9 protein-coding genes are annotated in these 13001 nt (G+C 33.3%); 8 read left to right on the top strand and 1 reads right to left on the bottom strand.

Annotated elements, in window-relative coordinates; translation table 11 throughout:
* Positions 1–566 precede the first annotated feature (566 nt).
* From KQI85_RS12345 to KQI85_RS12320, 6 genes are all read left to right on the top strand, one after another.
* Positions 567–1889 carry an NCS2 family permease gene (locus KQI85_RS12345; RefSeq protein ID WP_216576386.1) on the top strand — a complete coding sequence of 441 codons (1323 nt, stop codon included), beginning with the start codon at positions 567–569 and terminating at the stop codon, positions 1887–1889.
* A 124-nt stretch (positions 1890–2013) separates the two neighbouring features.
* Positions 2014–2703, top strand: coding sequence for a nicotinamide riboside transporter PnuC (gene pnuC / locus KQI85_RS12340; RefSeq protein ID WP_216576385.1), 690 nt, complete (start codon positions 2014–2016; stop codon positions 2701–2703).
* Positions 2704–2723: 20 nt separating this feature from the next.
* The gene (locus KQI85_RS12335; RefSeq protein WP_216576384.1) at positions 2724–3755 is read left to right on the top strand and encodes an AAA family ATPase; all 1032 of its coding nucleotides are present in this window, start codon (positions 2724–2726) and stop codon (positions 3753–3755) included.
* A 123-nt stretch (positions 3756–3878) separates the two neighbouring features.
* Positions 3879–5864 carry a methyl-accepting chemotaxis protein gene (locus KQI85_RS12330; protein ID WP_216576383.1) on the top strand — a complete coding sequence of 662 codons (1986 nt, stop codon included), beginning with the start codon at positions 3879–3881 and terminating at the stop codon, positions 5862–5864.
* A gap of 270 nt (positions 5865–6134) precedes the next feature.
* The gene (hisS, locus tag KQI85_RS12325) at positions 6135–7382 is read left to right on the top strand and encodes a histidine--tRNA ligase (protein WP_371820630.1); all 1248 of its coding nucleotides are present in this window, start codon (positions 6135–6137) and stop codon (positions 7380–7382) included.
* Between the two features lie 436 nt (positions 7383–7818).
* Positions 7819–8457, top strand: coding sequence for a hypothetical protein (locus KQI85_RS12320; protein WP_216576381.1), 639 nt, complete (start codon positions 7819–7821; stop codon positions 8455–8457).
* A gap of 180 nt (positions 8458–8637) precedes the next feature.
* On the opposite strand, the gene ymfI is transcribed toward KQI85_RS12320, so the two are convergent.
* Positions 8638–9414, bottom strand: coding sequence for an elongation factor P 5-aminopentanone reductase (gene ymfI, locus KQI85_RS12315; RefSeq protein WP_216576380.1), 777 nt, complete (start codon positions 9412–9414; stop codon positions 8638–8640).
* Between the two features lie 537 nt (positions 9415–9951).
* On the opposite strand from ymfI, the gene trxB reads away from it, so the two are divergent.
* Positions 9952–10962, top strand: coding sequence for a thioredoxin-disulfide reductase (gene trxB / locus KQI85_RS12310; protein WP_216576379.1), 1011 nt, complete (start codon positions 9952–9954; stop codon positions 10960–10962).
* 159 nt (positions 10963–11121) lie between these two features.
* A complete protein-coding gene (locus tag KQI85_RS12305; protein ID WP_216576378.1) occupies positions 11122–12429 on the top strand; it encodes an SH3 domain-containing C40 family peptidase in 1308 nt (435 codons plus the stop codon).
* Positions 12430–13001: the final 572 nt, after the last annotated feature.

The raw sequence follows: 13001 nt of genomic DNA, 5'->3' as shown, positions 1-13001 counted from the left end.
TTGTAAGGCTTTGCCTTCCAACGCACTAAGTGCCGACGATTACCACATTGTTTTCTTTTGATGTTATTTATACTCTGGCAATCCAATTTTCGTTTCGATGAGTTTCGCCGCTACGTTTTCGCTCAATATATAATTTCATATATATACTTACATGAGATACCAAAAAATCTACACATTTATAAAAGCAGAACACTTTAGGAATATCATAATAATATTTGCCATACTTGTATATCGTAAGCCGATAATCCTTTTAAAAATCTCTGAAAAACGTATATTATCAACGTCTGGATTAATATGTATCAAAAGAAAACAATGTGGTAATCGTCGGCACTTAGTGAGTTATACATCTTAGATGTATAGCGAACTTAGTACCGCTACGATGGACACTTAGCGAAAGCGGGTTTTTGTTGATACATATTAATCCGGGCGTTGCCAATGAACTACCTTGTGAGATTTTTAAAAGTATACTTAAAAAATCATAATTTACTATATGTAATTGGGAGAAAATGTGGTAATATAATTCAGTGATTTTTAAAATATAATATTACGAAGGAGCGAGAATTCAGATGTTAGAAAAGGTTTTTAAACTTAATGAAAAAGGCACAACAGTAAAAACTGAACTTGTAGCCGGCCTTACAACATTCCTTGCAATGGCATATATACTTGCTGTCAATCCGGCAATGCTGTCAGCAACAGGAATGAGCACACAAGGTGTATTCTTAGCAACCGCAATAAGTAGTGCAATCGCATCAGTACTTATGGGAATATTAGCTAACTATCCTGTAGCATTATCAGCAGGTATGGGTGTTAATGCAGTATTCACATATACAATAGTACTCACAATGGGATTAAGCTATGAAGGAGCACTTGCATGTGTATTCGTGTCAGGTATATTATTCATACTTATATCAGTTACAGGACTTAGAAGTATAATAATCAAAGCAATCCCTGCACAGTTAAAAATAGCAATTGGAGCAGGAATCGGCTTCTTTATTGCATTCATCGGACTTAAGAATGCAGGAATCGTAGTCGCAAGCGAATCAACATATGTAGCATTCGGAGATGTAACAGATCCAGCAGTATTACTTGCAATATTTGGTATAATAGTAACAATAGTATTATTAATAAGAAAAGTACCAGCAGCAGTATTCTATGGAATACTTATAACAGCAGTTGTAGGTATAATTGCAGGGCTGTGTGGTGTAAAAGGAATGCCAGAACTTCCAAAAAAAGTAATATCAGTAGACTTTGACTTCAGTCTTGTAGGAGCATTTGCAAAAGGATTTGGAGATCTTGCAAAGCATCCACAATGTTTTATGGCAATATTCTCACTTCTGTTTGTAGATTTCTTTGATACAGCAGGAACACTTGTTGCAGTAGCATCAGGAGCAGGACTTGTTAATGAAGATGGAGAACTTGATAACATAGACAGAGCATTACTTGCCGACTCAATCGGAACAGTAGTAGGCTCAGTACTTGGAACATCAACAGTAACATCATTCGTAGAATCAACATCAGGAGTAAAAGTAGGAGGAAAGACTGGACTTACAGCATGTACAACAGGAGCGTTATTCCTCTTATCAATATTCTTCTATCCACTTCTTACATGTGTAACAAGTGCAGTAACAGCACCTGCATTATTTGTTGTAGGTATTCTTATGGCACAGCAGTTAAAAGCAATCGAATGGGATAACATAGTAGTAGCAGCAAGTACATTTGTAACAGTAATCTTTATGATACTTGCATATTCAATAACTAATGGTATCGCACTTGGATTTATAGTATATGCAATCGGAATGGTTGCAGACAAAAAAGCAAAAGAAGTAAAACCAATTGTATGGGTACTTGTAGTGCTATTTGCGATATACTTTGCATTTTTACCAAAATAAAATATAAAAAACGCTAACAATATGGAATGACAGATATTCTGCCATTCCATATTTTATGATATCATTAATATGCAATATCTAATTTAAATTAGGTTAAAAAATAACCACAGGAGGAATACGGAGTATGAATAATTTATCAAAATTTTTGAAGGAAGAATGTAGTGGCTGGAAAAAATGGGAAGTTATCTGGCTTATATTCGCTAATCTTATTATTCTAGGAGTATCAGCATATCTAGGAGACAATGCACTTGGAATAATCACATCAATGACAGGAGTAACATGTGTAATACTGGTAGGAAAAGGTAAGATGTCTAACTACATATTTGGAACAGTCAATGTACTTCTATATGCACTGACAGCATGGAAAGCCAGATACTATGGAGATGTAATGCTTAATCTCTTATACTATTTTCCAACCAACATAATCGGCTGGTTTGTATGGATGAGACATGTAGACAAAGAATCCAACGAAGTATACAAAGAGAGAATGACAGTAAAGCAGGACATAATAGTAACATTAATAAGTATAATAGGGATATTTGCATACAGTTATATCCTAAAACTACTTGGTGGCAACCTTCCACTTGTTGACAGTATGAGTACAGTATTATCAATAGTAGCACAGATACTTATGATAAAACGATATACAGAACAGTGGATAGTGTGGATAGTAGTAGATGTGGTATCGGTAATAATGTGGATAGCGGCATTATTCGGAGAAGGACAGAGCATAGCAGTACTTATGATGTGGGCGGTATACCTTGCCAATGCAATAATTATGTTTGTAAAATGGTATAAAGAGTCTAAAAAATAATTAAAAAAGGGAGTTATAACATGATAAATGGTACAAAATATAAAGTTGGAATGTATGGAGGAGCATTTAATCCACTTCATCTAGGACATGTAGACTGCATTATGAAAGCAGCAGCACAATGCGAAGAACTCTACATAGTAATATCATACAGAGATAATGATACAGATATTGATGTAAGAATAAAATATCGTGCAATATATACACTTACAAAACATATAGGCAATGTTAAGATAATACTTCTTCCAGATACACTTAATACAAAAGAAGAATATACAAAAGAATACTGGGAAGAAGATTGTAGTAAAGTCAGAGAACAGATAGGCAAGAAGATAGATGTAGTATTCTGTGGAAGTGATTATGATGAGACAAGTTTTTGGAATATATGTTATCCGGAAAGTGAATTTGTAGTATTTCCAAGAGACAGATACAATTCAACAGCAATAAGAGAAGACATATATGGACATTGGGACTGGCTTAGTAATGCTATAAAACCATACTATGTAAAAAAAGTATTGTTAATAGGAACAGAAAGCTGTGGCAAGTCAACACTAACAGTTAATCTTGCCAATCATTACAACACTAACTATCTTGAAGAAGTAGGAAGAGAACTTTCAGAATTATCAGGGACAGACACAATGATGCTCTCAGAAGATTTTACAAGAATACTATTAGAACACAAAGCAAAAGAGATGCGAGTAATTCAAAACAGTAATAAAGTCCTTTTCGAAGACACAGACTGCCTTGTAACAAGATTTTTTATGGAATTTCTTGAAGATGATAATATTAAAAAAAATGAGAAACTTGCAGAAGCAATAGCAGCTCTTAACAATTATGATTTAGTTCTATACTTAGAACCTGATGTCACATGGGTTCAGGATGGGGATAGAAGTGAGATAATAGCCGCAGATCGTTACGCATACGGTAATAAGATAAAAAAACTATATGAAAAATATGGATTTAAGCCAGTTACAATATCAGGTGATTATCTTGCAAGATATAACAAAGCGATTGAATATGTTGATAAAATGCTTAATATAAAAATAACTGAATAGTTTTGCCCAGAAAGTCGTAGTACTGATTTTTTTGTGCTAAAAGATAAGAAAATAAGATTTTCATAACGATAAAAAGAATGATAAAAGTTTAAATATATGTATATATATAACGAGGTGAATGTTATGGAAAAAAAGATCGGATTAAGAGCAAAGTTATTATCAGGCATACTTCCATTTATTATACTTGCATTTGGTATAACTGTGATAATAGCTTATACATCATCTAAGGAGATGTTAGAGAACAAATCCAAAAGTTTGTTAGAAGCACAGGCACAGGCAGCTGCCAATGATGTTACAGCATGGAAAAATAAAAATATATCAGTACTTGATGAAGCGTTAAATACAATAGAATACATGAATTTTAAAGAAGATGACATATTAAAATTTCAAAATAGTTATATAGGAACTTACGAAGATTTTCCAAATGGAATATATGTAGGGCTTTCTAATGGAGATATTATAGATGCTACAGGTTGGGAACCGGATGAAGATATAACCAAGAAGAGCTGGTATATAGAAGGTCTGAACCACAATACATTTGAATTTGGAGAAGTCTACACGGATAGTCTTACAGGCGATAGGGTTGTGACAGCATCAAGAAAAAGTGATAATATTGCCGGTAAGTCAGGCGTTGCAGCATCAGATATGAGCCTTGCAGAACTGTCAGCAACAATCAATAAGATGGATGTAGCAGGCGGTGGAGATTCATTTATAATAGATAATGAATATGGTATTGTATTAGCACATAATAATACTGAACTTGCAGGTAAGAAAGTTACTGACATATCAGATACATTTTACAGCAATATACAGGCAGATATTACATCTGGTAAGACAGCGACAGACAGATATTCAACAGACGATGGAAGATATCTTGTAAGCAAGATACAGATAGAAGGAACTAATTGGTATGTAATAACAAGAGCATTAGAAAAAAATATTTTTGCAGATATATCAACATTAAATGCAAAAATTGTAACAGTTGGAATAATTGCAGTAATAATAATAATAGCTGCAGTACTTATTGCAATTAATGCGATAACAAAGCCAATTAAGACACTTAATGATACAATAGTTGAAGTAACAGAAGGTAACTTTACAGCAGATATTAATACCGGCAGTAATGATGAGATAGGAACTATGTCGAATTCAATGCGGGAATTTATAGGAGTTATGAGACATACACTAGCCTCGATTATTAGTGTATCAAAATCAATAGATACGCAGGCAAGAGATAGCTTTAATATAGCAGAAGAACTTCATACATCAGCAGCAGGACAGGCAGAATCAATGGAGCAGCTAAGACAGAATCTTGAAGAGCTTGTGCGTTCAATTAATGTAATTGCGCAAGATGCCACAAGACTTGCAACAGTTATATCAGATACAGATAAGGCAGGCGAAGATACATTAGACAACATAGCGACGACAATGAGAGAAGCCAATGAAGGCAAAGAGAGTATGACTCAGGTAAAAATAGCTATGGAAGAGATGACAGGCAATATGGGACTACTAGAAGAGTCAATAGGAGATGTTGGAGCAGCAACAATAAAGATAGACGAAATAACTACAACAATCAGAGATATTGCAGAGGAGACGAACCTTCTTGCTTTAAATGCATCAATAGAAGCTGCGAGAGCCGGAGAAGCAGGCAAAGGATTCGCAGTAGTAGCGACAGAGATAAAAAGCCTTGCAGATACATCAGCAGCGGCAGCAGATGAGATAACAAGTCTTATCCATTCAGTAACGGAACTTATAACAACAACGGTAGAGCAGAGTAGAAATAGCATGGAACAGATACATACAAGTTCATCTACTGCAATAAGAGCATCAGAACAATTTAACATTATATATGAGAGCATACAAAATACTAATAACAATGTAAATGACATAATAGACAAGATACATTCACTAAATGACGTAGCTTCTAATATGGCGGCGATAACTGAGGAACAGTCAGCCTCAGCAGAAGAGATAGAAGCAACAGCAGTCAACATTCAGGAACTTTCATCAACAGTACTAAAAGGCAGTGAGAATGTTGAAAAAGACTCAGGGGAACTTGCTAATCATGCTAAGACACTAAGCAGTGAGATATCCAGATTTAAGATATAAGAACAACAATATAACAAAAATCCATCATATTAAACGTATGATGGATTTTTTTATTCAGAGATTTTTATTCAGAGATTTTTATTCAGAGATTTTTATTCAGAGATTTTTAATTCAGGAAGTTTTTATAAGCAAGAGTGAACTACCCATTACCTTTAGGTGATAGGTAGTTCACTTAAGTAGTTCACTCATGCAATCAAACTGAAAACTTACCTTGACAATATCAGTATATTTGGCTATGATAAAAATCAGTAAATTAGAGTGAGAAAGGACGTGCCGGATTTGAAAGCAACACCAGTAAAAGGAACAAGAGACTATCTTCCACAGGAAGTTGAGATTAGAGACTATATGCAGAGTGTGATACTTGAGACATATCGTGAAGCAGGATTTGAGAGAATAACAACACCTATCATAGAGAACGGAGAGAACCTTGATAAGAGTGATGGTGGAGAGAATTTAAACCTTATATTTAAGGTATTAAAAAGAGGAAGAAAGTTAGAAGAAGCTTTAGAAAAAGGTGATGTAAAAGAACTTTCAGATATGGGCTTAAGATACGACCTTACATTACCACTTAGCCGTTATTATGCTAACAACCGTAATGAACTTATGAATCCATTCAAATGTATTCAGATGGACAGAGTATATCGTGCAGAACAGCCACAAAAAGGAAGACTTCGTGAATTTATGCAATGCGATATTGATATAATTGGTAATCCATCAATGGATGCAGAAGTAGAATTAATCCTCACAACAGCTAAAGCACTTGTTCGTGTAGGAATGAAAGACTTTAAAGTAAAGATTAATGACAGAAGAATATTAAAGAGTATATTTGCTTATGCAGGATTTGAAGAAAAAGATAATGAGAAACTTGCAATAATATTTGATAAACTTGATAAAATTGGGTTTGATGGTGTAAAAAAAGAACTTCAGGCAGAAGAATATAGTGAAGAAGCAATAGAAAAATTCCTTTCATTATTTGAAGGTGGCGAACTTACACTTGAAGCCGTATCAAAAGTATGTGACGCATCATATGTAGAAGATTTACTATATATAATGAATACAGTAGACAAAGCATCAAAAGGAACAGTACCAGTAGAATTTGCACCATCACTCGTAAGAGGACAAGGATACTATACAGGAACAATTTTTGAAGTAGAAGCAAAAGGTTACAGCGGAGCAGTAGCAGGTGGCGGAAGATATGACAACTTAATAGGCAAATTCTTAGGCGAGAACATTCCGGCAGTAGGATTTTCAATCGGATTTGAGAGAATATCAGGAATTCTTTTAAGTGAGAACTATGAGATACCTGAACAAAAAGCAAAGATCGGACTATTTTATGATACAGATACTTATGCAGAAGCACTGATTCTTGCAGAAGAACTTAGAAAAGATTACAAAGTAACATTATTTGCAAGACCTAAGAAATTAGGTAAATTCCTTGATAAGATTGAAAAACAGGGATTTGCAGGATATGCAGTATATGGACAGGAAGACGGTGTAAAACTGTTTGCAGACAGATAGTATAGACTAAAAGTAGTAAGCATATTGCAGACAGATAGTATATGCGAAAAGTAGTAAACATATTGCAGACAGATAATATATGCTAAAAGCAGTAAGTATATTACAAATAGATAGTATATGCGAAAAGTAGTAAACATATTGCAGACAGATAATATATGCTAAAAGCAGTAAGTATATTACAAATAGATAGTATATGCGAAAAGTAGTAAACATATTACAGACAGATAGTATATATTAAAAACAGATAAGTATATAGAAGAGATATATAATAAGATAAGCAGTTGTACAATATGAAGATATTATATAAAGATATCATATCAAGATGTACAACTGCTTTTTTATTTTTTACTCTACATAATTATGTAAACATGCCGATGAAGATAATGAGAGGGTGCGTAACAATGGATTGAACATTTTTTTACATGGAGGTAATATTATGAATGTAAACGAAATAACATCTGTAAATGGCTATTATACTAATCAGTACAAAACAGTAGAGAATGATAATAAGAAGACATCAGACACAGCAAAGAATACGAAAAACACTAAGAATATGAATACATCTAAGAACGAAATATCTGTGGAGACATCTAAAGATGGCGTAATATATGAGACAACAGATGATATCAAAAAAGCAACAGAAAGTCAGAGAAAACAGATAGTTGCACAGATGAAAAAAGATACAGAGACAAGACTTGCACAGATGCAGAATCTTGTAACAACAATGTTTAGTAAACAGGGTATCAAAGTAACATCACTTGAAGATATGTGGAAAAGATTGGCAAGTGGTGACTTTACAGCAGATGAAGCGACAATTAATAAAGCTAAAGAAGATATATCAGAAGATGGATACTGGGGAGTTAAAGAGACTTCACAGAGAATATTTGATTTTGCAGTTGCACTCTCAGGCGGCGATGAAGACAAGATGGAGAAGATGAGAGATGCAGTGACAAAAGGCTTCAAGGAAGCAACAAAGGCATGGGGAAAAGAACTTCCTGAGATATCACAAAAGACATACGATGCAGTTATGAAAAAATTTGATGATTATAAAACTAAAGAACAGGAAACAGAATAAATACTAAAAAAACTATATTAAAAATCTTATAGGGTAATTTAGAGTAGTTTGTAAGTTGCACTAAGATATATATCAACTAACAAGTATGCTCTCGCTAAGTAGTAATCTTAGCGAGAGCATATTTTTTTCTCATAATGACATTTATAAAGCAACTATCGGGAATATATACTTATTAAATGATTAACACCAGCCACCATCAATCTGTATAACCTGACCGGTCATATAATCAGATGAGTCAGTCGCTAATCTAAAGATATAGTCAGCAATTTCGTCAGGTTGTCCAAGTCTGTTAGCCGGAATTTCTTCAATAAGAGCATCCATATCTTCCTTAGTGAAACATTTATTCATATCAGTATCTATAGCACCAAGAGCAACAGCATTAACAGTGATGCCACTAGCAGCAAGTTCTTTGCCAAGAGCTTTTGTAAAAGCATTAATGCCACCTTTTGTAGCAGAATAAGCAACTTCACATGAAGCACCATAGACACCCCATACAGATGATACATTAACAATGCGTCCTTTACCGATAGAGAGCATGTGAGGAATTACTTCGTGACAACAATTATATATAGAAGAAAGATTACATGATATAATATTATTCCACTCGTCAGGCTTCATATCCTGTAACATACCAACATAAGATATTCCAGCATTATTAACAAGTACATCAATACGACCAAAAGCATTAAATGCAGCATCAATAAGAAACTTTGCACTTTCATAATTGCCAACATTACACTTAACCATAAGACAGGACACGTTATAAGATATGATTTCCTTTTTTACATTCATAAGAGAGTCTATACTTTTATTGCAATTAATAACAACATTATAACCGGCTTTTGCAAATCTCACAGCACATGCAGCACCTATACCTCTTGAACTTCCAGTAATAACAGCGACTTTATTTCCATTTTTACATACATTATCATTATCATATATAATATAATTTTCCATAATTAACCTCCAAATATATAATACCAACTCTAAGTAAAGTATAAAATGTGATATTTCTTATATATCATAATATCATTCGCAACTTGCTAAGGCAATGTTTGATTCTATCTATTACATATTTAAGTGATAAACACTGAAATTATAAAACCATGCGAAGTTACAAAAAAGAAGAATCATGAATAATAAATATGCTTAAGCTTTATTTGTATTTTTCTATATTATAAGAATCTTAATTGGAAACATATTATAAAAAACATAATTAGGAATAAAATAAAAAGTTGATACAGTTAAAACAGAACAGAAAAACATATAAAAATACAAAAATCATAAACAATTAATACGGATATGTAATAAGAATATGGGAAAACTTAAATAATGATAAGAAACATATAATTAAAAAGCTGTGATTTTACCAGAAGGACGCAAAAACTTTACTATATTGCCATAGGATTGCCATAGCAGACAATCCTATTTTAGGACAAATATAAGTTTTGCGATGAACAAGAAAATAATAGCAAAAAGGAGAAAAATTAGATTATGGATAACATAATAAAAACAGACAATACAATAGCAACAAAAGCCGATAATTCAATAACAAAAGCCAATAATGTAACAACAAAAGTAGATAATATAGAAATCTACGATATGATAATAATCGGAGCAGGTCCTGCAGGAGTAAGCAGTGCAATATATGCAAAAAGAGCAGGACTTAAGATGATTATAATAGAACAGAATTCAATAAGCGGCGGACAGATAATGTATACACAGGCAATAGATAACTATCCGGGACTTATGGGAATTAATGGATATGAGCTTGGTCTACGATTTAATGAGCAGCTTAAAGCACTTGGAATAGAGATGATAAGTGAAAGAGTAACTAAAGTAATAACAGATGAATTAGTCAAAAAAGTAATAACAGATAATAAAGTATATTCTACAAAGACAATAATATTTGCCACCGGAAGCAGATACAAAAAACTTGGAATAGATGGAGAAGAAAGACTTGCCGCAAAGGGAGTATCATATTGTGCCACATGTGATGGTGCATTTTATAAGGATAAAGAAGTTGCGATAGCAGGTGGAGGCAACGTTGCAGTGCAAGATGCAATATATCTCTCTAAGATATGTAAGAAAGTATATCTTATTCACAGGCGTAGTGAACTAAGAGCAGATAAAGTTTTGCAAAATAAACTCTTTGATATTACAAATGTAGAGATTTTGTGGAATTGTGTAATCACATCCATTAATGGTGACGATAGAGTAGAAAGTGTAACATTTACTAATAATGAAAAAAGTATTACATCAAAGTTAAAAATTAATGGAATATTTATTGCAGCAGGAATGGAACCGGCAACAGATATGCTGATGGGAAAAAATGTATTAAATTCCAGTAATTATGTTATTGCAGGCGAAGACTGTGCCTCAAAAATACCAGGAATATACGCCGCAGGCGATATAAGAACCAAGAGTTTGCGTCAGATAGTTACTGCAATTTCAGATGGTGCCAATGCCGTACAATCAGCACACAAATATTTGAATTGTCTGTAATTTATATATTTTAAATATTCTATTGACATGAATTATGCACTTTGCTATAATAACGATGTAATAAATTTAATAAATTTGTAACAAATAAGTAGATTGGCAATGAAGCGGGGAAGTCAGTCTACTTTATTAGATAGAAAGAGAAGAGGTATGGAGGTTAATATGTTAAAGAACGCAGGAAAATATGCAATTGGCTTAACAGCATTCGCATTAATTGCATTAAGTAATAAGACAGAAGCAAAAGCATTTACTTTAGACAGTGAGACAACAGTTGCTGGAATTTCAGTTACACTTAATAATTATTATACTGACACAGACAACCCTGAAGATAAGATTTATACATTACTTTCTAATGGAATCAGTTCAACAGTAGCAACACAGCCGGCAGTTGTAACATCACCATATGATGGAATCGCAATTTCACAGGTTAATGATTATGTTAATATAAGAACATCACCAAGCATTGACGGAGAAGTAGTTGGTAAGTTATATAATAACTGTGCAGCAACAATTGTACAGAAAGTCGGCAAAGAAGGAGACTACTGGTATCAGATAGAATCAGGTGATGTTATAGGATATGTAGCAGCACAGTATTTTGTTACAGGTGCAGAAGCTGAAGCAATCGCAACACAGGTTGGAACATGGATTGGTACAGTTAATACAGATGTACTTAATGTAAGAACAGAACCTACAACAGAATCAACAATCTATACACAGGTTCCTAATGGAGAAGAACTTTATGTAGTAGAAGATCTTGGAGATTGGATAAAAGTTGAGATGGGTTCAGAAGCAACAGCATACGTTTCTAAAGAATTCGTTGATTTAAGAGTAGATTTTAATAAAGCAATTTCACTTGAAGAAGAGAGAAGACAGGAAGAAGAGAGAATTGCAAGAGAAAAAGCAGCTCAGGAAGCACAGGCAAAACTTGAAGAAGAACAGAGACAAAAAGCAGCTCAGGAAGCAGCAGCTAAGAATGCAGCTAAGAATGCAGCTAAGAGTTCTTCAAAATCAAGTTCAAGCAGTTCATCATCAAGCTCATCATCAAGTTCAAGCAGTTCATCATCTAAGAGTTATAGCAGTGCTGATACAGTTGCATCTAACAGCTCAGATTTAAGAACAGCTATTACAACTTATGCATGCCAGTTCCTTGGTAACCCATATGTATATGGTGGTACAAGCTTAACAGATGGAACAGACTGTTCAGGATTTACATCAAGTGTATATTCTAAATTTGGATATTCAATCGGAAGATCATCAAGAGATCAGGCAGCTAACTTAAGAGAGATTAGCGAATCAGAACTTCAGCCAGGAGATCTTGTATTCTATGCAGATAATACTGGATACATCTATCATGTAGCAATGTATATCGGCGGAGGAAGAATTGTACATGCATCTTCACCATCAACAGGTATTACAACATCAAGTATGTATTACAGAACACCATACAAATATTGTACAGTACTTGGCTAATAACAATATAATAGCCATTATGCATACAGTAAGCTGTTTACTAATACATATAATATAAGAATAATATAACGGACATATAAGAATCCCATCTAAAGATTTTGATATATGCTCATTTATACATACAAGCTATAATAGAACTTGTTATATAAAAGAGAACATATCAGATCATTAGATGGGATTTTTGCAAATTTTTATTATTTCTTCACATAAATAAACAGAAAATAATCTTGAATTAAATAGTACTAATTACCTAGACAAAAAATGCCGATATAAAGTTGACTTTTTTGCAATTATACAAAATGCACAAAAACAGGGATAAAAACATGGAGCATCAATAATTGACAAGCTGCATATAACAAAATGCGACAGTTTTTTCCACAATTAAATCACACGAAATTAGGTCAAAAAAGAGTTATACACCAAGTTATCCACAATATCCACAATAAATAAGTGTATAAAAGTTGTGGAATTAATGGTATAAACTACGAACGAAAGTTTTGTTAATGTTGATAAAATGCAAAAAAACACGCAAAACTATTGACTTTTAAATTATGGATACACTATCTCACAAA

The organism is Falcatimonas sp. MSJ-15, from assembly GCF_018918265.1.
GTDB lineage: Bacteria > Bacillota > Clostridia > Lachnospirales > Lachnospiraceae > Falcatimonas.
The sequence above is the reverse complement of the archived record's forward strand: the minus strand, read 5'-3'. Positions and strand labels throughout refer to the sequence as shown.

What these genes read in the sequence shown, in the direction of transcription:
- KQI85_RS12345 (WP_216576386.1), top strand. Translation starts at nt 567, where the DNA reads ATGTTAGAAAAGGTTTTTAAACTTAATGAAAAAGGCACAACAGTAAAA.
- pnuC (WP_216576385.1), top strand. Translation starts at nt 2,014, where the DNA reads ATGAATAATTTATCAAAATTTTTGAAGGAAGAATGTAGTGGCTGGAAA.
- KQI85_RS12335 (WP_216576384.1), top strand. Translation starts at nt 2,724, where the DNA reads ATGATAAATGGTACAAAATATAAAGTTGGAATGTATGGAGGAGCATTT.
- KQI85_RS12330 (WP_216576383.1), top strand. Translation starts at nt 3,879, where the DNA reads ATGGAAAAAAAGATCGGATTAAGAGCAAAGTTATTATCAGGCATACTT.
- KQI85_RS12320 (WP_216576381.1), top strand. Translation starts at nt 7,819, where the DNA reads ATGAATGTAAACGAAATAACATCTGTAAATGGCTATTATACTAATCAG.
- ymfI (WP_216576380.1), bottom strand. Translation starts at nt 9,414, where the DNA reads ATGGAAAATTATATTATATATGATAATGATAATGTATGTAAAAATGGA.
- trxB (WP_216576379.1), top strand. Translation starts at nt 9,952, where the DNA reads ATGGATAACATAATAAAAACAGACAATACAATAGCAACAAAAGCCGAT.
- KQI85_RS12305 (WP_216576378.1), top strand. Translation starts at nt 11,122, where the DNA reads ATGTTAAAGAACGCAGGAAAATATGCAATTGGCTTAACAGCATTCGCA.